Raw genomic sequence first — 21,589 nt, forward strand, 5'->3', positions numbered from 1 at the left:
TGAGGAATTTTACGTTAAAGATGACCAATTCTAAGCAAATTATGAGCAACTCTGCTTTTGGCTATCACCTAACTTTTTGCCCTTTACTCAAATGCCGAATCGTCGGCATTTTTAGTCTTCACAAAATTAATTTTCTTTATCTCGTTTCGAAAACCAGTTAAGATTTCTAAGAAAAGCGGCCATAATCCTCTTAGAATTAAAAGTTTTCCCAGAAAATTTTGTTTTACAAGGTGTTAGCTAATCAAAAAGAAAAAGGTCGATTCTAATGAATCAACCTTCGTCCTTCTTATCCCAACCAGGCCGTCAAGAAGCTTTTCCCTTTTTCTTTTTTAAAACAACCCGCGCTTAGCAACATTCTGCGTGGCATAGATTGGAAGCTTCATGGTTGGCATCCCCTTTAATTGCAAATCAACCGTCCCTAACCGTTCTCCTTGCTTAACGGGAGCCCGGACCTTCCGGTGGGCGATACTATCTATATTTTGCCGGAGCGTAATCTTAGCTGGCCAATGTTTTTGGTTTACCATCGTCTTTGGTACCCAAACCACCGTTGGTTTAAGCTTAACGCTTACTTGATGTTGATTCTTTCCGTGGGCCACCTTGATGTGGCTTACAGATTTACTCAACTGGTTAATATTGTTAACCGTAACGGGCTGCGATCGATTTTGTACGATATCAATCATCTTTTGAGTTTGGGTGAATTGATTATTAAACTGCCCATTGGCATGCAAGACGACCGTAATTACCCGGCGGCCACTGAAGGTCCCCGAACCTACAAAACAGTTTCCCGCCTTATCAGTTAACCCGGTCTTCAAACCATCAATTTCGCCATTTTTGGCAGCCACTCCGTTTTGGGGCAACATGGCATTAATGTTCACCATTTGATATTCGCGGCCTTCAGCAATCTTAAAGGTAACAAACTTTTGCTTAGTAAGATTGGTTACATCTGGATAGTGATTTAAGAGATAGGCGGAAATTTTTGCCATATCGGTTGCAGTAAACAGATTTTCTGCATCTTTATTGACGCCTTTAATCCCATATTTTCCTAATTCACCATTAGAAAGTCCAATCATATTGTAAATTTTGGCATCGGTAACCCCAGCTTTTTGCGCCATTTTTTGCATCTTGTGATTAAAAGCTTTGGTGCTCCCAGCGGATGCCAGAGCCAACGCTTCGGCACTCCCGTCTGCGGAAACAATCATCATTGATTCAACCAAAGCCTTCACGGTGTATGATTGGCCTTCATCTAACTCCACATTGGAAAAGCGCCAGTCATTAGAAAGCTTAGCTACTTGGTGGTCAATTTTGATTTTTTGATCCCAACTTAAGCGATGATGAGCAATATCATCCTCGATTACTAGTAGGGTTAAAATCTTCGTAACTGAAGCCACCGGCAATAATTTTTCGGCATTTTGGGCATACAGTACTTGCCCCGTCTTTTGGTCAATCATTACCGCGGCTTTCGCATTAATTGGTTTACTGGCGGCTTGCACCCGGAGTGGTGCCACTACTAGGCCGAACAGCAAAATCAAGCTACAAAAGCTGGCGATTCCGCTTTGCCACTTTGTTTTAAAGAATTTCCAAATCATAAAAACCCCCACAACTCAATTTTAGACAACTCATACATTGTACTAGAATTAAACACTTTGTAGGGGTTTTTTACAAAGTTTTATTAATTTGTTAATCGGTTTACAACAATTAATCATCAAACTTTTCATTTTGTAAAATCGAGGTCGTTGGTGCCTGCTGTTTAGTTACAAAATGTGCAATTGAGGCATTCTTTACTTCCATCGCGTGTTGTTTTAATTCACTATCATTACCAGATGCATAAACGGAAAATTCTCCTGTCAATCGCACCTCGGTTAATTCTAATTCACCCGCAACAATGAATTCGCTTTTTAAGAGGCTGACCAAATACTTTACGGAGTCGCTAAGATCCTCCATTTTCCCAAAGCTATCCCGGAAGTGCTTCATCTTGGAAGCCTTATCGGCATGCCATTGGAAGTACTCGTTAAATTGATCTACCACATGGGCTAACTTCCGGCGGTATTCTCGCCGAAAGACGGGCACCCCCTTCATATCTTCGGCCACATACTTTTTGAGAGCCACAAACTCAAGATTAAAGCCACTATTTTCACCCAATTGTAAGCCGGCATTTTCTTCTGCGTCTAATTGGGGTGTGATATGAAACTGGATTAATTGTGCGTCCATAATTTACCTCTTTTATCCCTTAGTTTCTTTTCATTATAATCGTAATCATCCCCAGATTAAAGCCACAATTAGGTTTAAAGCCCCCAACCAACTAATCGCTAGTAAGGTTGCACCTAAAACATCACTAGGATAATGCGCCCGTAGGGTTAAGCGACAAAGCGCAACTAAGCTCCACCAAATCACTAACGTCAATGCTAACCAAAGTGTCGAGCCATAAAGTTGCCAAAGCATCAAAGCCATCACCGTTGTCCCCAAAACGTGGCCACTAGGAAAGCTAAAGTCATCATCATGAGCTAGGTGGCCTCTAGGGCGTTCCCGGCGGAGGGTGTTTTTAATGATAATTCCGATCACGTTAGCAAAGCCGAGCCCGGCCAAAACCCAACAAAACTTCCCCCAACCATTTGTCACTAATTGAACAAATGCTAATAAAAAACACCAGCCAACCATTAAAATTGGCTGGTTGATCCAAGCAACAAAGCGCCAGAAGGAATTTTGGTTTTTGCGGACTAACTTTTGGTGAAGTTGTGCATCATACACTTCAAAGGTTGGTGATTTGGCAATCAAAATCATCAAGCAGATTAACCCCCCACCCCCTAAAAGTAAATCCAACCAATCTTTAATCATCGTCATCCTCCATTAATAATTGCAACAGATAATCACTAACTGGCCGATCAAACTCCAGATTAATGGCTAAACGGGTAAGGTTGTCATAGGTCACCTTCTGCAAACTTCCCGTTTGGTAGTGACAGGTTCCTAAATAGTAGTAGTTCTTCTGATCAGTGGCGTTGGATCGCTGCACAAAGAGGTGGAGGCGATCCCGTCCACTTATTAGGCGTTGGACATTCTTCGCCCCTGGTCTGATATCCTTCCCGTTTAGGAAAAAGCGTAACGCCTGGTGACCGAGAAATTCGTTTTGGTAGTCAATTTCCTTGCGGATCCCGCGCCGTTTATGATAGGAAACAAAAAAGATTCCCTCATGGAGGCCACTAGCTTCATTGGTAAAGTAGTAACCACTGACTATTTGAGCATTCAGATTCTTCGGGTTATTAATCAAGCGTACCGCATCTTTCCGGGTATATTTTTTACCCGGAGTAAAGGCTTGATCTGGTAAGTAAGCTTGGGCAAGGGCTAAACCAACGGCTACTAAATCGGTCACCCAGGCTTTGAATTGCGGCTTTTGAAGTTCCCTTCTTACCTGGTCTCCCCAGTAATAACTCCCATTTTGATAAGTTACAATCGGCAACTCCCCATAATCCGTCCGCGTTGGTCGGGCCCGCAAAGCAAAGTAGGTTAAGGCTAATACTTTGCGCACGGAACGTAAAGTAAATTCATCCCGTAAACAATGAGCGTTCGCTAAAATTGCTTGGTATTGTTGATCACTCACCTGGTTGGTTTGTAGGAGTGCTTGCAGTAACAATAATTCCTGTCGGCGCTTGCCATTTAAAAGTTCAGCCGTAATAAAGGTAAGGACCCGATCCTGGTAATCGGAAAGTTCAATTGTCTCACCCATTTTTATCAAAAATTGGGGATAGTTTTTCACGGGCCCGCTGGTTGAAATCACCAATGGATCGGCCACTTGAAAACGTACAAAGTCCATTAACGATGGGATCTGGCCCAGTCGTTGCTTTAAAGCGCGGTATTGGGGGCGCAGCCGGCTTAAAGCCGTTAAATGGACCTGGTTTAAGGCCGCCAAAACCCGCGATTTGGCCACCGGTTCAAAGTTAATTGTTGACTGACCAATTAAAGTTTGGCCGTTAATCGTTGTCCGGGTAGCATCGAGATTGCCACTTGTATCCCCGGTCAAGACTAAGGGCAGGAGGTAGTTATGCTTAAAGTTACCAATAAAATCAAGGACCATTAGATAATCCTTCCCTGGGAACTTACGCAGACCACGGCCGAGTTGTTGCTGATAGACAATTGGTGAGCTAGTATTTCGCAAAAAAACCACCTGATTAACACAGGGGATATCAATTCCTTCATTAAAAATATCAACCGTCACTAAATATTCCACTTGTCCCGCCGTTAATTGGGCCACCAATTGCTGGCGGTGAGCAATTGAATCCTCCCCACTTAGGGCTGCTGCTGGATGCCCATGGCGATTGAGCGCCTGGGCTAGTTCGTTCGCTTCAAGTACACTGGCACAAAAAATTAAGCCGTGGAGTTGTTCCCCGGCATAACCATAGTATGCGGTTTGCTCAAGTAGGTAAGCCACCCGTTCGTCTGACGTTAAGAGTTTGACCGCCTGGACATCCGCTTGATGATGACCCCCGTCACTAAAACGTTCCAAGTACTTCATAACCCGCTGATTATCCTTAGCGACTTTAAAATGATAGTCAGCAATCCCAACGTAGTGGAAGGGGACTAACATCTCCGCTTCCAAGGCCGCTTGCAGACGAATTTCGTAGGCAACTTGATAATTGAAGAGTTCGAAGATACTGGTGTCATCCGTTCGCTCAGGCGTCGCCGTCAACCCCAAACAAAATTGCGGATGAAAATAATCCATTAAGGTTTGGTAAGTTGCTGCCCCGGCGTGATGAACTTCATCAATGATTAGGTAGTCAAAGGCGGTCGGAGCAAAATTTGCGAGGTTCCGGCTCAAGGCTTGGACAGTCGCAAAGAGGTATTTGGCCCCGATTTGATGTTCACGCCCCGTGTAAAGGCCGTAATCACTAGCTGGGCCACCTAAAATGGTCTGGAAACTGGCCTTGGCTTTTTGGAGAATTTGTTCCCGGTGGGCAACAAAAAGGAGGCGGTGGGGCCGGGCTGCTTGGACCGCAAAGGCAGCTAAGTATGTTTTTCCCGTCCCCGTTGCCGAAATCACAAGTGCCCGGGGTTGACCAGCTTGCCGAAGCTTTTCGATTTCAGTTGTGGCCTGTTTTTGCATCGAATTGGGGTGGATCACTGGCTTGGCGACTGAGTTTGGCTTCGGGACACTAAGTGGTTGGTAGTGAGCCGCATAATCTGCTAACCAAGTTGCCGTTAGTGGGATGGCCGATTCCCAAAAGTGTTGAAAAGCCGTGGTAAACTGATTAGTAAAGCTTCCTTGCGTTCGCGAATCAAGTCGGAGGGTTAATTCTTGGTTTCGTCCAAGCATCGCATTTGCCGTTAAGTTGGCGCTTCCGACCAGGAGGGTTGCATAATCACCATGGTCAAACCAATACCCCTTTTGGTGAAAACCATCCCCACTCGCAATTTTGACGGTCACATTCGGTAACTTCATTAATTCTTGAAAAACCTTGGGCTGGTTAAAGTTTAAATAAGTAGCAGTCAGGATCTCGCCCTTAATTCCCTTACCTGATAATTCCCGGATTATGGGTTTCAGATTAGAAACCATAGCATCAGTAATGAAGGCCACTGCAAACCGAAAATGGTGACAAGTTAAAAGTTCATGACGCAAGGTGACCCAAGTTGGGCTCGTTTGATTATCCAACAATGTCGGGCCAAAGTTTAAACTAGCCTGCCCTAATTTTTGGTCAACTAAGCCATTAACAATCGCTGCTTGAAACTCATCACTTTGCCACGCTTCCATGTTAATCCTCCCTTTATATATCTTCATTATTATAAGGGAAAGCCGTTTTCCTGAAAACAACGAGATGACAAAGAGGCCGGGCAGAAACGTGTGTTTCTGCCCGGCCTCCCATCGATATTGTTTAGGAAAGATTCATTTTTTCACTTCGTTTGCCGCACCCACAAATTTTACAACAAATGAATACCAGCTTGTTCACATTGCTTACGCATTTCCGCTGGCCAGAGACTAGCTTGAACTTCACCCACATGAGCCTTACCAAGCAGTAACATGCATAAACGAGATTGACCAATCCCCCCACCAATTGTATATGGTAGTTCTCCAGCCAATAAAGCCTTATGGAATGGTAATTTAGCTCGTTCTTCAGCCCCAGCCTTCTTTAATTGAGCTGTTAAGGATTCTTCAGAAACCCGAATCCCCATGCTTGAGATTTCTAATTTACATTGCAACGGTTCATACCAGAAAATGATGTCTCCGTTCAAAGCCCAGTCATCATAGTCGGGTGCACGACCATCATGGCGTTTCCCAGACCGCTTCAGCTTATCACCAATCTTCATCACAAAGACACAACCTAATTCCTTTGCAATGGCATCTTCCCGCTCCATTGGCGTTAAGGCTGGCCAACGATCTTCTAATTCTTGCGTTGTTACAAAGTGGATCTCATCTGGTAAATGGTAGACTGCCTGAGGATACTTATACCAAACTTCGTGTTCCATGTGCTTGATAACCTTAAAAATCTGCTTAACGGTAGCTTTCAAAGTTGCTTCCGTTCGTTCTTCTTTGGCAATTACCTTTTCCCAGTCCCATTGATCAACATAGATGGAATGGAAGTTATCCATATCTTCATCTTTACGAATGGCGTTCATGTTAGTGTAAAGACCTTCGTGCATCCCAAAGCCGTATCGTTTTAAAGCCATCCGCTTCCATTTAGCTAAGGAGTGAACGACCTCGATGCGTTCGCCTGGTAAATCTTTAGCCGTAAAGTGGACTGGTTCTTCCACCCCGTTCAAATCATCGTTAAGCCCACTAGCCTTATCGACAAACATCGGCGCGGACATCCGTTGTAAGTTTAATTCTGCGGAAAGTTCATCCTGGAAGGTTTCCCGGATATAACGAATAGCATCTTCGGTTTCACGAATTGATAATTTAGCATCGTAATCCTTAGGTAAAATTAAAGTCATAATGATTGCCTCCATTTTTAACCGGATGAAAAATAAAAGCCTTTCACCCCTTGCTAACTCAAGGGACGAAAGGCTTCTTTCCGCGGTACCACCCTAGTTGCCTGGGGGTAATACCCAGGCCACCTCAAAATCGAGTACTAACATACTCTCCCGGTGGTAACGTTCCGGTGACGGCCACGCCTACTTCGCAAAACGTTTGGGGTGGCAACTTTGAAAGGGTTTTTCACTTTACCAGGGTCGCCCGGGTTCACACCATCCCCGAGTCACTGTCCGAAATAATAAGGCTACTCGTCTTTCTCATCGTTTTTTAAATTTGTTAATCTTATTTTAACTAAGCTCCGTGAAATTGCAACCCCCAAATTGAATTTTTTTAATTTTTCGTGAAGAAAACCTTCGAAAAATCCTACAAAGCTAATTTAATCTATTCGCTACTCACGAATCTCGGTATAATTAAACCGATTACGAGAAAGGAACTATCATGAAACGCAAAACGATTTTTAGTATTATGATTGGCCTAGTGGCGGTTGGCCTGTTAGCTGGGTTAACCATTTTCCTAGTTAACCGTCAACAACAACCCCAACCCAAAATGGAATCTCATCCGACTCAAATGACGGTTAAGCAGTTTATAAAAGAAATTGCCCCGGCTGCTAAAGCCGAACAAAAGAAGTATCACATCCCCGCTAGCATTATTATCGCCCAAGCCGGTATTGAATCTGACTGGGGGCGGGCTAAACTTGCTTACAAATACAATAATCTCTTTGGGATGAAAGCTTCTGGCAAACAAAAACGCGTCAAAATGTACACAAAAGAGACGATTAATGGCAAAACCAAAACGGTTAAACAGTATTTTGCGGTCTACCAATCATGGCAAGCTTCAATTAACGCTCATGCTAAACTAATCTTAAATGGCACCATCGATAATCATGATCGGTTTAAAGGGGTAACCAAAGCCAAGAATTATCAAACTGCGGCTTATGAACTCCAGAAAAATGGCTACGCTACTGATCCGGATTACGCAGCTAAGTTGATCTACGCAATTAAAAAATTTAAGCTAAACCAGTACGATAATTTTAATTACTAAGGAGTGATTGGATGCCAATCCCACATTTAACCAAGGCGCAAATGACCGACCTAAAGGCAATTTGTCAAATTATCGCCGACGCTAAAGCTCGCCTTAAAAAAGCCGGTTCACCCCAATGGCAAACCGGCTACCCGAATGAAAATAGTATTCAAAATGATATCATTAATCACCATGGTTGGGTGCTCCGAGCTAATCACGAAGTTGCTGGCTATGTTGCCATTATTCCCGGGGAAGAGCCAACTTATGGAGCTATTGATGGTGCTTGGATAAAACCCAATGATCCATACATCACTTTACACCGGGTAGCAATTAGTGAGCATTATCTTGGGCAAGGCTTTAGTAAGTATCTTTTCAGTAACGCCATTACCATTGGCCTTAGCCAAGGAATTCACAACTTCCGTGTTGATACTTACCATCTCAATCAGGCCATGCAAACCATTGCCAAACAAGCTGGCTTCGAGTACCGGGGAATAATCAAGGTTAACGAACCGGTTCACCCCGAACGGTTGGGGTTTGAGCTCAACTTATAGTAAACGACGTAAAAAGGAGCTAGGGGGAAACTTATTCCTTAGCTCCTTTTTTCAGCTATTTCACCTTAACATCCCGCCACTTAGCCGCTAAAATAACTAAAATCGTGGCAATTACCCCGTAGATGGCAGCAACATAACCAACCTTGGTCAAACCCAGGAATTGAACCGTTTCGGCTGCCGTTAAGGATCCTAGGGAAATCCCAATATTGGCAAAAATCGAGTTTAACGATGAAGCTAAATCCAAGGCTTGAGGATATTCTTTTTCGGCAATATTTAAAAACATTAACTGAGTTGAGGCTCCGTAACCGGCCAAAGCAATACATACCAAAGCGATAATGGCGATTGTTAACCAGGGCCAACCAAAAGATGGGGCCATTAAAACTAAGAGGATGGTCATCGCAACGTACATCCAAGGGAGCTTTTTAACCCCACCATTATTAGCCAAAACGCCCCCAAACTTATTCCCAATAATGAAGAAGACCCCCATTACAAGCAAAAGCCAATTTAGCCAAGTATCATTAAAACCTAAAACATTCGTAATCAACGGTCGAATATAGGTATAGAAGGTATAATCAGCCGCACAAACTGCCACGATAAAAAAGATTCCGACTAAAACCCGTCGATCCTTAAAGATCACAAATTGATCCGCCATGTGCCCCTTAACTTGCGGAGTATCCCGGGGAACTAACCAGAATAATAAGATCATCACGATTAAGGTCAACCAAGTAATTAACCAGAAACTATCATGCCAGGTTAAATGTTGACTAACTAGCGTTCCAATCGGTACTCCAATAACGGAAGCAATACTAAAACCAGCGAAGATCCAGGAAACTAAACTGGCTCGTTTTTCCGGTCGCGCCACAAAGGAGGCAATTACCAAGACTAGTGAGATAATCGCCCCGGCAACCGTGGCGGTCAACATCCGCGATAAAATTAAGGACCAATAATTTGTAGCCATCGCCGTCCAAGTATTTCCCATTAAAAAGATCACAATTAAAGTAAAAAGAACCCGGTGACGGGGCCAACGGTTTGCTAAAGAAGTAATTAATGGGGTTGTTAAAGCATAAACGAAAGCGAAGATGGTTACCACATACCCAAGGGAAGCTAGGGAAACGTGGTATTCCTTTGCCACATCCGGCAAAACCCCAACGATCACATACTCGTTACAGCCCAACATAAAAGCAACCATCACAAAAATGATTGCCCGTAATTGCTCTTTGCGCATAAAAGCTCCTCCCAATTTGATATAAAAAGTTTTTTATTCCGTTTAATGACACTCAGTATACATTAACGACTTTAGTAGCAAGTTTCAACCCCTTTGACTTGACTTTTTTCCGGCCATGGGGCGATTATTTTAGCAAAAGTAAATTAAGGAGCGATACTTAAAATGAGAAACTTATGGCGTTGGTTAACCGTCGTTGTTGCGGTCATAGTTACAACTAGTTTGGCGACTGCTTGTCATGCCCAAAAAGTTAAAGAAAGCACTAGTTACGTTTCTTCAACCACCCCCACTATTTTCTTCCATGGTTGGGGGAGTTCCTACCGGGCGGAACAGCAAATGACCCACTATGCAAAAGATCATGGGGTAACTAATACCATTGTCCGAGCAAACGTTGCTAAAAACGGCAAGGTTACTTGGCAAGGTAATATCAAGCGGGGAACTAAAAATCCGATCATTGAAGTTAATTTGGCCAACAACAAAAGTACCAACCTCGGTGAAAAATCAATTTCGGACGGCTATTCAAAGAGTAGTAACTACGTCTTTGATGTTTTAGCCGCAACGCAAAAGAAATTCGGTTTCACCAAGGTTAATATCGTTGCCCATTCAATGGGAAACTTGCAGGTATATTACTATTTACGGAATCACGGTGCTGATCCCAAGCTCCCGCAAATCCAAAAATTAGTTGATATTGCCGGGCACTGGAATGGCCTCGAAGTTGAAAAAGGTGCTAATAAGGTTACTCTCAACCCTAAAACTGGAGAACCTTCGCAGCAGTTACCTGAGTATGCCGGTTTAATTACCCTTCGGAATACCTTCCCACAACAAATCAAAGTCTTAAATATTTACGGAAACCTCGAGGACGGCTCTAATTCCGATGGAACGGTGCCAAACGTTTCTTCAAAGTCCCTCCGGTGGCTACTTAATAACCGAGCTAAATCTTATCAAGAACTCGAAATCAAGGGTAAGATGGGGCAACACAGTAAGCTACACGAAAACAAGCAAGTTGACCGGGCATTGGTTAAGTTTATTTGGGAAAAGTGAGGTAACAAATTTAAATATCATTAAAAGACCACTAATGAGGTTAAGTTGGACGGCAGGCAAGTCAACTCCTGTCAACTACCTTTTAACCTTTAATTAGTGGTCTTTATTTTCTGTTCGCTATTTTTTCTTCGTCTGCAAATTCTCAATCACCTTTAGGACAAGGCGCTTTGGCAAAAGCGGGTAAAGCTTGGCACTAACTTTGGCCCAGCTTGGTAAACCAGCCACAACATTTAATTTTCCAGCTAACATCCCCTCGTAACCTACCTTAGCAATTAAAGCTGGGTCAGCACCGGTTCCCGGTTTAAAAAGCTTCGTGGTGGTTAAGTCACCGGCCGTCGCAAAGCCAGTTTCCATTGGTCCCGGCATTAAGGTTGTGACCGTTACCCTAGTTGCTTTCATTTCTTGCCAAATGGCATTTCCTAAGGAGGTTAAGTAAGCTTTAGTGGCATAATATTCTGCCATTTCCGGCCCTGGGAAAAAAGCGGCCGCAGACGAGACGTTTAAAACGTGGCCATAACCTTGCTTAACCATTAATGGTAAGAAGAGCTTCATGAAAGCTGTTGGGACTGCCGCATTAACCCGCAACATTGTCAGATCAGCTTCCTTTTCCCGGGAAATAAATTTCCCCTGACCGCCAAAACCAGCATTATTAATTAAGTAATCAACTTGCCAGCCTAACGTTTGCACAGCATCAAAGACTTGTTGAACCTGACCACCCTTGGCAAAGTCAGCTTGGATCGTTTCAATTAATACAAGCGGGTAAGCCACGTGCAGTTGTGCCTTAAGACTTGCTAGTTTCATTTGGTTCCGACCAACTAAAATAAGGTCACCACCCCGCTTAGCATGTTCATGGGCCAAAGCGCGGCCTAAACCACCAGTTGCTCCAGTAATTAAAGCTACGGTCATCTTAATTACTCCCTTCCTGATTAATTGCCACTAAGAGTTTTTTAGCAACCGCAGTCGCTGAAAAAGGATTTTGCCCAGTAATTAATCGGCCATCGGTGACTGCAAATTGGGCATAGGCACGGCGTTTGACGAACTTAGCTCCTTTTTGCTGGGCTAAGTTTTGATTTAAGAAGGGCACTAGCCGGCGTTTACCGGCTAAAACTTCTTCCGCCCTTGTAAAACCGGTCACCCGTTTGCCGGCAATTAACGGGGTTCCGTTGGGCAGTTTAAGGTTAAACAGGCCCGCAATCCCATGGCAGACGGAAGTAACGTACCCGCCATTTTGATAAATGACTTCTGCAATCACCTGCAATTGACGATTAGTTGGAAAATCCCACATGACCCCATGCCCGCCAGCAAAATAGATCGCTGTATACTTTGTGGGATCAACTTGTTCAGGAGCCTGCGTCCGCGCTAGGGCCACTTTTTGAAAGGCTGGATCTTGATAGCACCGCCAACCCGCAGCATCTAAGTACTTCAAACTACGCGGATCAACTGGGACATAGCCACCCCGGGGACTAACATAATCAACCTGCCAACCTGTAGCTTGCAACTGGGTAATAAATTCGGTCGTCTCTCCCAACCATAACCCGGTGGCTTCCTTCCGGGCACCATAGGTAGCTTGGTTTGTCTCAACGACTAATACTTTTTTCATGGTCATATCTCCGTTCCTCGTTGGGGCACCAAGGCAGCCAATCCTTGGTATCGCATTGCATACATTAAAATTGGCCAGGCTGTTTTGGGGCGCTTAACCGACTGATGCCTTCCCAATCGCCGCATTTGTTGCTCATAGTAAGCTAACCCGATCAACGAGCCTACTTTAGCATCAAGTTTAGCACTTCCTGTCGAAAAATGGGGGATCGCTACCGCCGTAAAGGCGCCAACTGCTAGTTTATTTGGGAGATTAGGCTCCAAAACTAAGGCCCGCGCTAATCCTACCAGGTCGGCCGCCCCGGTGGCCACGGCCTTTTCAATGCCGCTGGCCGTCCTAAAACCTCCCGTAACCATTACAGGGACCGTCACGGCGGCCTTAACTTTCCGGGCGTATTCCACAAACAGCGGTCCCTTTCCTGTCCCCATCATTTTAGGATTCTCGTAAGAACCCCCCGAGATTTCAACTAAATCAATGCCCCGGGCGGCTAATTGACGAATAACTGCTAACGATTCCGTCGCCGTAAATCCGCCTGGAGTAAAATCACCCGCGTTAATCTTAATCGCAACCGCAAAATTTGGTTTGGTACGGGCGCGAATTCCATCATAGATTTCAGTAATAATCCGCATCCGGTTTGCTAAACTTCCTCCATACTGATCGGTCCGGTGATTAACTTTTGGTGATAGAAATTGACTTAACAGATAACCGTGAGCCGCATGAATTTCGACTCCTGAAAAGCCAGCTTGTTCGGCGATCATGGCCGCTGTTACAAAGCGTTGAACAATCTGTTGAATCTCCGGTAAAGTTAATTCACGCGGAGGATTAAAGGCAAAGGCATTCGGCCCGGTTAGGGGAATCGCGCTCGGCGCCACCGGTTGCTTATTAACTGTTTTGGGGGCTTGCCGCCCCGGATGGTTTAATTGTAACCAGAGATGGCTCCCATTACTTTCCCCAATTTGGGCCCACTTGGCTAGTAATTGGGGATCAGTTTGCTTATCAACAATAACATTGCCCATCTCGCCACGGGCCGTGCGGTCAACCATCACGTTCCCGGAAATGATCAAACCACTCCCACCCGTTACTAATTTACGATAGTAATTCAGCAACACTGCTTGGGGATTTCCCCGACGATCCCCCATTGTTTCACTGGTAGCTGCCTTGGCCACCCGATTTTTGATCACTAAACCATTTTTTAACCTTAATTTTTGCATACTTTGCATCTAATCATCCTTTCGATTAAAGGTTTAAACTTTTAAACTAAAGCTCTAAAAAATAAACGGCCTAATTAGCTTCCAAGGCGGCCGTTAGTGTCTTAAGTTGCTTGATGATTGGAGCCATGTTTGGTTGGTAACGGCGTTCGACCCCTACTTGGCGGACAGTAATAACTCCCGCATCTAGCATTAATTTTAAATGGTGCGATACCGCCGGACGGGAAAGCGCAACCAAGGCCGTTAATTCGTTTACAGTCAGCTCCCCCTTGCAACAAAGTTCGGTCATTAATTCCTGGCGCCGTTGATCCTGAAAGATCGCAAACACGGGCATCACCGCATTAAAAGCTGCCAAGATTCGCTCTTTTTCCATATTCCCCCTCCTTTGCGTTTAAATGTTTAAACGTATTAAAACATAAATTTGCCCCTTTGACAACCCCAACCGATGCAAATAAAAAAGCCCCCTAAAAACCCACGGTGATAGGCATCAGCAAGCAAAAACTAACTTTATAATAGTTTGCTAGCTGTCATGCTAATCACCAGAATGATTTTCAGCGGAACTTGATCAAGTAGCATACTTATCCCTTAAGAGCTAAATTTTCGTATGGTTGCAACGTAATTGTCGAACTCAACTTGGTAATCGCCGTTGGGTAATTACCAATTAACTTGGAAACCGCCTTACCTTGCCATGCTGTCGGTCATCGACATTATGCACGCCCAAGGCCAATACCAAGTCGTAATCGGCAATGAAGTCACCGATGTCTATGATGCCGTGATGAAGCAACCCCCTAACTTGGCCGATGCTCCCGCAGATCAAACCCCAGCTAATAACGGTAAAAGCCCAATTTCACGAGCCTTTAACAACCTAATTGGGGTTATTACCGGTTCCATGAGCCCGGTCGTGGGGGTCATCGCGGCTTCCGGGATCATCAAAGGGTTATTAGCCTTGTTGACACTTCCTCAATTAGGGGCCCTATTAAACACAAAGTCCGTTATGTATCTTTCCATTAGCGCCATGGCTGACTCGGCCTTTTACTTTTTGCCGGTCTTAGTTGGTTATGCAGCGGCTAAACGGTTGGGTGGGGATCCAATTGTGGCTGCCGTGATCGGGGGTGTCCTTACCTATCCGCAATTAGTTACTTGGGGAAAGGGCTTTAAGTTCCAATTCTTAAACTACACTTACTCCATCTTCCCAATGATTTTGGCGGCTTGGCTGGCTAAAAATTGGGCGACTGGCTTAAAGAACACCTCCCAAGTTATCTGCAAATGATCTTTAACCCGGCTCACCCAACCCAATTAACTAGTTTCTATGCTTTCTTACTTTCTAGTATCGCAGCCCATTGTCGTTTCCTTTATCGTTACTTGGGTCTGGGGATACAACGATCAAATGGAAATGGGAAAGAAAGTCGAAAAGAAAGCTACCCCAAAATAAGAATAGAAAAATTTGCCAGGTTTAGGGCAATGATATAAACAACCCGCGGCGACTGAGAAACACATCCAGTTTTTCGGCCACCTTTTGTATTTGGTCGTAGTTTCTGTGTAATATTCGGCGGGAGGATGGGGCTGAGCTTTTTTCCCAACCTCAACCTCTCAGAGCCGTCCATAATTTTAAAAATGAGATTCTTTTAATACCAAACTTTGAAACCCCTGCCAGAAAAAAGTTCAAATTCTTTTATTGACGGCTTTCTTAAGACTTGCTAAACTATATTAAAGATTGATGAGAAAATGACATTTTACATAATCACCAATTTTACAAGCGAAAGTCACATAGGTTGGCTTTCAAGGAGGATATTATTATGAGTCTTTGGCAAACCATTACTCGGAAAGAAAACCCGAGTGTATATCAAGATAAGGATAGTCATTTAATTCGAACTCTGCGGGTTCGAGATTTCTTGGCCCTCGGGGTTGGGACGATTGTTTCCACGTCCATTTTTACCCTGCCAGGGGAAGTGGCTGCCATGCATACTGGTCCATCTGTAGCGATTTCTTTCTTAGTCGCTGCCGTGGTGGCAGGATTAGTTGCCTTTGCTTATGCTGAAATGGCGGCTGCCATGCCATTTGCTGGATCTGCTTATTCGTGGATTAACGTGGTTTTCGGGGAATTCTTTGGTTGGATTGCCGGTTGGGCCCTCTTGGCTGAGTACTTTATTGCCCTCGCCTTTGTTGGTTCTGGGCTTTCGGCTAACCTCCGGGCCCTAGTTGCACCACTTGGCCTAAAGTTACCTGCCTCGCTCTCTAATGCATTTGGAACTAATGGTGGGGTGGTCGACCTGATTTCCCTTTGTGTCATCGCCCTGGTCGCCTACCTAGTTTCTCGTGGGGTTTCCCAAGCCGCCCGGGTTGAAAATATCCTGGTTCTCTTGAAGGTCTTTGCAATTCTCTTGTTCATTGTTGTTGGGATGACGGCCATCAAGGCAGCTAACTTCACCCCATTTATTCCTAAGTATCGCCCAACGCCAAATGGGCCCTTTGGGGGTTGGCAAGGGATCTACGCTGGGGTTTCGATGATTTTCCTGTCCTACATTGGATTTGACTCAATCGCGGCTAACTCTGCTGAAGCAAAAGATCCGCAAAAGACGATGCCCCGTGGGATCCTGGGATCATTGTTAATCGCCGTGGTTCTCTTCGTTGCCGTGGCCCTCGTCTTGATGGGGGTATTGCATTACACCAAGTATGCTAACTCAGCCGAACCAGTTGGTTTAGCCTTGCGGGCAGCTGGTCACCCAGCCGTTGCCTCAGTTGTTCAAACCATCGCCGTCTTCGGAATGTTCACCGCTTTAATCGGAATGACCATGGCTGGTTCCCGGTTGATCTACTCCTTCGGTCGGGATGGCATGTTGCCAAAGTTCCTTGGTAATTTGGATGCTCGAAACCGGCCTAACCGGGCTTTATGGACTTTAGCGATCATCGCTATTTTGATCGGAGCCTTCTTCCCATTTGCTTTCTTGTCCCAATTGATTTCTGCCGGAACTTTAATTGCCTTCATGTTCGTTTCCCTTGGGATCTACGCCCTGCGGAAGCGGGAAGGAAAAGATATTCCAGAACCTGCTTTCAAGATGCCCCTTTACCCCGTAATGCCAATACTTGGCTTCTTAGCTTCCCTCTTCGTTTTCTGGGGTTTGGATGTCCAAGCTAAGGTCTATGCTGGTGGTTGGTTCGTCCTCGGGGTAATCATCTACTTCACATACGGAATTCGTCACTCATACCTTGCTAAGAAGGGAGAGAAATAACATGACTGGAAGTAATCATCAATTATTAGCTCAAGAAAATGATGTTTTTGCGACTTGTGCCCGTATTAAATACTTCGACGTGGTGCTTGATCACGGGAAGGGAGCAGTCCTAACCGATGTTGAAGGCAATCACTACCTTGATCTCTTGGCCAGCGCTTCGGCTACTAATACCGGTCACGCCCACCCGACCGTGGTCAAAGCCATCCAAGATCAAGCCGCCAAACTAACCCAGTACACACCAGCTTACTTTGCCAACAGTACGACTGCTAAGCTCGCGAAGCGATTAGCAGCGATTGCTCCAATGTCCGGTCCGGTAGAGGTGGCCTGGGGTAACTCAGGTTCCGATGCGAACGACGCGATCATTAAGTTCGCTCGCGCCTATACCGGGCGCCAATACATAGTCTCATTTACCGGGGCTTATCACGGCTCCACGTATGGATCTTTAACCTTATCCGGGGTAAGCTTAAACATGACCCGGAAGTTAGGTCCCCTGTTGCCCGGGGTGGTTAAGGTTCCATTCCCATCTCCGTGGGAACAAGAAGCTGACGAAAGTGACGAACACTTCGTTAATCGTTACTTTAAGGCTTTTAAAGAGCCCTTTGAAACTTACTTACCGGCCGATGAAGTGGCCGTGATTGTAATTGAAGCTATTCAAGGGGACGGGGGAATTGCGATGATGCCTCCCGCCTTCATGCAAAAGATTTATGATTTTGCCAAAGAACATGGCATTCTCTTTGCGGTGGATGAAGTTAACCAAGGTATGGGGCGGACCGGGAAATGGTGGTCGATCCAAAACTTCCCGGAAATTGAACCCGACATGATTTCAACGGCGAAGTCCCTCGCCTCCGGCTTACCATTAAGTGCCGTCATTGGCCGCAAAGCGATTATGGAATCTCTAGGGGCTCCGGCCAACGTTTACACGACTGCTGGAAATCCGGTTACCAGTGCCGCGGCTTTAGCAACGATTGATGTTATCGAAAAAGAACACTTACTAGCACGTTCGCAAAAGCTCGGCGCCAAGGCGAAAGCGTACTTTGAAGCCGCCAAGGAAAAGTATCCGTTCATCGGTGGCGTTCGGATGTACGGCCTAGATGGCGGGATTGATATCGTTAACCCCGCAACGGGCGCACCTGATGAAGAAGCAACAACGAAATTAATCTACCGGGTCTTCGAACTTGGGGCAATCATCATTAGCCTACGGGGAAACATCCTTCGTTTCCAACCACCACTGGTGATCACCGAGGAACAACTTGATCAAGTCTTTAAGATCTTTGATCAAGCCTTCGCTGAACTCGCTGCCGGTAAACTCGCCCTTCCCGCTGCTGCTAAGGAGATGGGTTGGTAATATCGACGGAAAACTTCCTAACGAAGCCAGATTATATTGATTTATAACTAAATATTTTAGGTCTTCCATACAAGGAGGCCGGGAAGAAACTAATGTTTCTTTCCGGCCTCTTTGTCATCTCCGAATGTTACTTAGTAACTAAGGTCAAAGCAGTAGCTGAATGGCAGTTGCTTCCCTAACGGTCGCACCAACCTATTCAGCCTTGCATGGGCTCACAAACGCCAAACCAGTTGGCTGGTTCGCTCCAAAGTACGGCCTTAACGGATAAGTGCGAACGAAAGGCCGATTCTAATGAATCAACCTTCGCTCTTCTTATCCCAACCAGGCCGTCAAGGAGCTTTTTTCCCAACCTCTACCTACTAGCAGTCTAATATACCAACTTGTAAGGATTAGCATTAGCCCACTACCTTGTTAATAACATTTTCAACGCCATTAGCTCCTTTCAAGTTTTGACGATATAAAAAATACCGCGCGATCCGAATTTTTTAATTCAGCATCGTTCGGTATTTTTTTCTAAACCATTTTTAGTTCAAACTGGTAAACGCTCGCTCTTAACCATCCTCAATTGTTTTTACTCTCTTTTATTAATCTTAAGATAGTTAATTGTAAGTAATTTATCATTTTGTTACTCAAAAACATTAGATTTTTCTAATGTTAGCGTTGATTACCATCAATTTAATGCTGAGTGACTTCCTTTATTGACAGTTTTTCCGCTTTTTTCTAGTTTCGTTATCAAAAGATATATTAGAAAAATCTAATTTTTAAGATGGCAAGAATTCTGATATACTCTTGGCACAACATATTGTGTTAGGAGAGCTGTTAATGACTAAAAACGTCTATATATTGTATATAAGTTTAAGTGGCAACACCCATAATTTCGTTCAACGACTGACTAATCATCTTAAAGAACAAGGAATTATCGTACATTCACTTAACGTAAAAGATAATTTTAATTTCCGTAAGCTTGAGCATCCCTTTATCACCATCCTCCCAGCCTTTTTGGACGGTGGTAATGGACGACAGAATGGGTGCCATGAAATTCTTTCGCCCATTTTGAGTCATTGGCTGGGGTACGCTGATAATTATCATCGTTGCTATGGCATTATTGGGAGCGGTAACCGTAATTTTAACCGCCAATTTGCCTTAACCGCCAAACAATATGCGCGTCGCTTTAAGTTCCCTTACTTAACGGATTTTGAATTACGGGGGAGCGAACAGGACGTTCAACGTATTGCCAACTTAATCGTAGAAAAAAGCACGGAGGCCGAATAATGACAAAAGATTTTTTTACTTTAAACAACCTGGTTAACATTCCGCAAGACGATCAAATTCCTGTTCAATATGATCAAGAAGCTGTAAAGGCTTATTTTACTGAAGAAATTATTCCCCGTACCAAAACCTTTACTTCAATTGATCAACGGATCGATTGGTTAGTGGACCACGATTACTTAGATGGTCAAGTTTTTTCGCAGTACACCCGTCAATTCATTCAGCAACTTGATCAAAAATTGCGTGCCCATAACTTTCGCTTCCGGAGCTTTATGGGAGCTTATAAATTCTACAATCAATATGCCTTAAAGACTAACGATGGCCAAACTTTCCTGGAAGATTTTAACGATCGCGTTTTAGCGAATGCCCTCTACTTAGGTCGCGGTGATGAACAACTCGCCGAAGGCTTAGCGACTGAAATGATCACTCAACGTTACCAACCGGCTACGCCAACCTTCTTAAACGCTGGTAAAGCTCGCCGGGGACAAATGGTATCTTGCTTTTTAATTGACACCCAGGATTCAATGTTGTCAATTGGCCGTACCGTTAATTCAGCCCTCCAATTATCAAGACTAGGTGGCGGAGTTGGCGTGAACCTTTCCAATTTACGAGCGGCTGGTGATCCCATCAAAAAGATTGCCAATGCTTCTTCAGGGGTAATTCCGGTAATGAAGATTTTAGAAGATACCTTTAGCTATTCAAATCAACTGGGCCAGCGTAAAGGAGCCGGGGTTGTATATTTAAATGTTTTCCATCCTGATATTTTGGCCTTTTTAGCAACTAAGAAAGAAAATGCTGATGAAAAAATTCGGGTAAAAACCTTATCGCTAGGACTTGTCGTTCCGGACAAATACTATGAATTACTGAAAACCAACCAACCGATGCATCTCTTTAGCCCTTACGATGTTGAAAAATACTACGGGCAACCGTTCTCATATATTGATATTACCAAAGAATATGACAACTTGGTCAACAATCCAGATATTAAACAAACCACGATCAATGCTCGTGAATTGGAACAAGAAATTTCTCGTCTGCAACAAGAATCTGGTTATCCTTATATTTTAAATATCGACACGGTTAATCGCCACAATCCGGTTGATGGCAAAGTCATTATGAGCAACTTATGTAGCGAGATCCTGCAACCGCAAACTCCCTCAAAATTAGAGCCCGATCTATCTTATCAAACTGTCGGTACTGATATTTCTTGTAATTTAGGTTCAACCAACATGCTGAATATGATTAAGTCGCCTAATTTTGGCCATTCCGTTGAACTAGCCGTAAGGGCTTTAACAAGTGTTACTGAAACCACCAACATTCAAGAGGTGCCAAGTATCATGAAAGGAAACCAGCTATACCATACGATTGGTCTTGGTGCAATGGGGCTCCACACCGCCTTAGCAGTAAATCAAATTGAATATGGTTCGCCGGTAGCCTTGGAATTTGTCGAAGCTTATTTTATTGCTTTAAATTATTACTCTTTATTAGCGAGTTGGAAGATTGCTAAAGAACGCGGTACTAGTTTCCATAACTTTAAAAAATCCCACTATGCGGATGGAACTTATTTTGACCAATACCTGCATCACGAATTCCAATTAAAATTCCCTAAAAACCAAGCAATCTTTGCCAAAATTAACCTCCCAACTATCGCCGATTGGAAACAACTTAAGCAACGCGTCATGCAAGATGGTCTTTTCCACCGCAACCGCTTGGCCGTAGCACCAACTGGTTCAATTTCTTATATTAACGAAACCAGTGCTTCCCTACAGCCGATTACCCAACTGGTTGAACAACGGCAAGAAAATCAAGTCGGCTCGATTTTTTATCCGGCTCCATTTTTGTCAAACCAAACTTTACCCTACTACACCCCAGCTTATGATCTTGACCAACGCAAAATCATTGATACTTATGCCGTAGCCCAACGCCATATTGATCAAGGGATGAGCCTAACCTTGTTTATGCGTTCAACCCTCCCAACTGGCATGTACGAATGGAAACATCCTGAACAACCCAAAATGACCACTCGCGACTTAAACCACTTACGTAATTATGCCTGGCGAAAAGGCATTAAAACCCTCTACTATGTTCGTACCTTTACCGAAGATAATGAAATTAAAACCGCGAATGAATGTAGCGCCTGCATGATCTAAA

At 44.3% G+C, this 21,589-nt stretch carries 17 protein-coding genes, 1 pseudogene and 1 other annotated feature; of the genes and pseudogenes, 8 read left to right on the forward strand and 10 right to left on the reverse strand.

Going from position 1 to position 21,589, the window contains the following annotated elements; all coding sequences use genetic code 11:
* Positions 1-329 precede the first annotated feature (329 nt).
* From GTO83_RS09430 to asnA, 5 genes are all read right to left on the reverse strand, one after another.
* Positions 330-1,586 (reverse strand): D-alanyl-D-alanine carboxypeptidase family protein, encoded by a 1,257-nt coding sequence (locus tag GTO83_RS09430; protein WP_180870696.1) that lies wholly within the window; start codon positions 1,584-1,586, stop codon positions 330-332.
* A gap of 109 nt (positions 1,587-1,695) precedes the next feature.
* Entirely contained in the window at positions 1,696-2,208 is a 513-nt protein-coding gene (locus GTO83_RS09435; protein WP_180870698.1) for a hypothetical protein, read from the reverse strand.
* A gap of 45 nt (positions 2,209-2,253) precedes the next feature.
* On the reverse strand, positions 2,254-2,832 hold the full coding sequence (locus tag GTO83_RS09440; protein ID WP_180870699.1) for a phosphatase PAP2 family protein: 579 nt from the start codon (positions 2,830-2,832) through the stop codon (positions 2,254-2,256).
* Entirely contained in the window at positions 2,825-5,737 is a 2,913-nt protein-coding gene (locus tag GTO83_RS09445) for a DUF3427 domain-containing protein (RefSeq protein WP_180870701.1), read from the reverse strand. Before GTO83_RS09445 ends, GTO83_RS09440 begins: the two co-directional genes overlap by 8 nt.
* Positions 5,738-5,904: 167 nt before the next feature.
* On the reverse strand, positions 5,905-6,915 hold the full coding sequence (asnA, locus tag GTO83_RS09450; RefSeq protein WP_180870702.1) for an aspartate--ammonia ligase: 1,011 nt from the start codon (positions 6,913-6,915) through the stop codon (positions 5,905-5,907).
* A gap of 58 nt (positions 6,916-6,973) precedes the next feature.
* Positions 6,974-7,225 (reverse strand) — a binding site (T-box leader).
* 168 nt (positions 7,226-7,393) lie between these two features.
* Here asnA and GTO83_RS09455 point away from each other — a divergent pair.
* Together GTO83_RS09455 and GTO83_RS09460 are read left to right on the forward strand one after the other, a co-directional pair.
* Positions 7,394-7,996, forward strand: a complete 603-nt coding sequence (locus GTO83_RS09455) for a glycoside hydrolase family 73 protein (RefSeq protein WP_180870703.1) — start codon at positions 7,394-7,396, stop codon at positions 7,994-7,996.
* Positions 7,997-8,007: 11 nt separating this feature from the next.
* A complete protein-coding gene (locus GTO83_RS09460; protein WP_180870705.1) occupies positions 8,008-8,526 on the forward strand; it encodes a GNAT family N-acetyltransferase in 519 nt (172 codons plus the stop codon).
* A 55-nt stretch (positions 8,527-8,581) separates the two neighbouring features.
* Here the strand turns inward: GTO83_RS09460 and GTO83_RS09465 are convergent, their stop codons facing one another.
* The gene (locus tag GTO83_RS09465; protein ID WP_180870707.1) at positions 8,582-9,751 is read right to left on the reverse strand and encodes an MFS transporter; all 1,170 of its coding nucleotides are present in this window, start codon (positions 9,749-9,751) and stop codon (positions 8,582-8,584) included.
* Between the two features lie 162 nt (positions 9,752-9,913).
* On the opposite strand from GTO83_RS09465, the gene GTO83_RS09470 reads away from it, so the two are divergent.
* Complete coding sequence (locus tag GTO83_RS09470; RefSeq protein ID WP_180870709.1) at positions 9,914-10,789, forward strand: alpha/beta hydrolase; 876 nt, start codon at positions 9,914-9,916, stop codon at positions 10,787-10,789.
* Between the two features lie 117 nt (positions 10,790-10,906).
* Here the strand turns inward: GTO83_RS09470 and GTO83_RS09475 are convergent, their stop codons facing one another.
* From GTO83_RS09475 to GTO83_RS09490, 4 genes are all read right to left on the reverse strand, one after another.
* Entirely contained in the window at positions 10,907-11,695 is a 789-nt protein-coding gene (locus GTO83_RS09475; RefSeq protein WP_180870711.1) for an SDR family oxidoreductase, read from the reverse strand.
* Between the two features lies 1 nt (position 11,696).
* The gene (locus GTO83_RS09480) at positions 11,697-12,389 is read right to left on the reverse strand and encodes a type 1 glutamine amidotransferase domain-containing protein (protein ID WP_180870712.1); all 693 of its coding nucleotides are present in this window, start codon (positions 12,387-12,389) and stop codon (positions 11,697-11,699) included.
* A gap of 2 nt (positions 12,390-12,391) precedes the next feature.
* Positions 12,392-13,606, reverse strand: a complete 1,215-nt coding sequence (locus tag GTO83_RS09485; RefSeq protein WP_180870714.1) for an NADH:flavin oxidoreductase/NADH oxidase family protein — start codon at positions 13,604-13,606, stop codon at positions 12,392-12,394.
* A 61-nt stretch (positions 13,607-13,667) separates the two neighbouring features.
* Positions 13,668-13,967: a helix-turn-helix transcriptional regulator gene (locus GTO83_RS09490; RefSeq protein ID WP_180870716.1), complete on the reverse strand. Its 300-nt coding sequence runs from the start codon at positions 13,965-13,967 to the stop codon at positions 13,668-13,670.
* Positions 13,968-14,291: 324 nt separating this feature from the next.
* Here GTO83_RS09490 and GTO83_RS09495 point away from each other — a divergent pair.
* From GTO83_RS09495 to nrdE, 5 genes and pseudogenes are all read left to right on the forward strand, one after another.
* Positions 14,292-15,026 (forward strand): annotated as a pseudogene (locus GTO83_RS09495) (PTS transporter subunit EIIC); the annotation flags it as partial.
* Positions 15,027-15,390: 364 nt separating this feature from the next.
* Entirely contained in the window at positions 15,391-16,824 is a 1,434-nt protein-coding gene (locus GTO83_RS09500) for an APC family permease (protein ID WP_180870718.1), read from the forward strand.
* 1 nt (position 16,825) lies between these two features.
* Entirely contained in the window at positions 16,826-18,169 is a 1,344-nt protein-coding gene (locus tag GTO83_RS09505) for an aspartate aminotransferase family protein (protein WP_180870719.1), read from the forward strand.
* 822 nt (positions 18,170-18,991) lie between these two features.
* Positions 18,992-19,441, forward strand: coding sequence for a class Ib ribonucleoside-diphosphate reductase assembly flavoprotein NrdI (locus GTO83_RS09510; RefSeq protein WP_180870721.1), 450 nt, complete (start codon positions 18,992-18,994; stop codon positions 19,439-19,441).
* Complete coding sequence (nrdE, locus tag GTO83_RS09515) at positions 19,441-21,588, forward strand: class 1b ribonucleoside-diphosphate reductase subunit alpha (RefSeq protein WP_180870723.1); 2,148 nt, start codon at positions 19,441-19,443, stop codon at positions 21,586-21,588. The genes GTO83_RS09510 and nrdE overlap by 1 nt, the downstream gene beginning before the upstream one ends.
* Position 21,589: the final 1 nt, after the last annotated feature.

Source organism: Lactobacillus sp. 3B(2020) (genome assembly GCF_013487845.1).
GTDB lineage: Bacteria > Bacillota > Bacilli > Lactobacillales > Lactobacillaceae > Limosilactobacillus > Limosilactobacillus alvi.

Excerpts from the sequence above, each read along its gene's own strand:
- GTO83_RS09430 (WP_180870696.1), bottom strand. The coding sequence starts at position 1,586 with ATGATTTGGAAATTCTTTAAAACAAAGTGGCAAAGCGGAATCGCCAGC.
- GTO83_RS09435 (WP_180870698.1), bottom strand. The coding sequence starts at position 2,208 with ATGGACGCACAATTAATCCAGTTTCATATCACACCCCAATTAGACGCA.
- GTO83_RS09440 (WP_180870699.1), bottom strand. The coding sequence starts at position 2,832 with ATGATTAAAGATTGGTTGGATTTACTTTTAGGGGGTGGGGGGTTAATC.
- GTO83_RS09445 (WP_180870701.1), bottom strand. The coding sequence starts at position 5,737 with ATGGAAGCGTGGCAAAGTGATGAGTTTCAAGCAGCGATTGTTAATGGC.
- asnA (WP_180870702.1), bottom strand. The coding sequence starts at position 6,915 with ATGACTTTAATTTTACCTAAGGATTACGATGCTAAATTATCAATTCGT.
- GTO83_RS09455 (WP_180870703.1), top strand. The coding sequence starts at position 7,394 with ATGAAACGCAAAACGATTTTTAGTATTATGATTGGCCTAGTGGCGGTT.
- GTO83_RS09460 (WP_180870705.1), top strand. The coding sequence starts at position 8,008 with ATGCCAATCCCACATTTAACCAAGGCGCAAATGACCGACCTAAAGGCA.
- GTO83_RS09465 (WP_180870707.1), bottom strand. The coding sequence starts at position 9,751 with ATGCGCAAAGAGCAATTACGGGCAATCATTTTTGTGATGGTTGCTTTT.
- GTO83_RS09470 (WP_180870709.1), top strand. The coding sequence starts at position 9,914 with ATGAGAAACTTATGGCGTTGGTTAACCGTCGTTGTTGCGGTCATAGTT.
- GTO83_RS09475 (WP_180870711.1), bottom strand. The coding sequence starts at position 11,695 with ATGACCGTAGCTTTAATTACTGGAGCAACTGGTGGTTTAGGCCGCGCT.
- GTO83_RS09480 (WP_180870712.1), bottom strand. The coding sequence starts at position 12,389 with ATGAAAAAAGTATTAGTCGTTGAGACAAACCAAGCTACCTATGGTGCC.
- GTO83_RS09485 (WP_180870714.1), bottom strand. The coding sequence starts at position 13,606 with ATGCAAAGTATGCAAAAATTAAGGTTAAAAAATGGTTTAGTGATCAAA.
- GTO83_RS09490 (WP_180870716.1), bottom strand. The coding sequence starts at position 13,967 with ATGGAAAAAGAGCGAATCTTGGCAGCTTTTAATGCGGTGATGCCCGTG.
- GTO83_RS09500 (WP_180870718.1), top strand. The coding sequence starts at position 15,391 with ATGAGTCTTTGGCAAACCATTACTCGGAAAGAAAACCCGAGTGTATAT.
- GTO83_RS09505 (WP_180870719.1), top strand. The coding sequence starts at position 16,826 with ATGACTGGAAGTAATCATCAATTATTAGCTCAAGAAAATGATGTTTTT.
- GTO83_RS09510 (WP_180870721.1), top strand. The coding sequence starts at position 18,992 with ATGACTAAAAACGTCTATATATTGTATATAAGTTTAAGTGGCAACACC.
- nrdE (WP_180870723.1), top strand. The coding sequence starts at position 19,441 with ATGACAAAAGATTTTTTTACTTTAAACAACCTGGTTAACATTCCGCAA.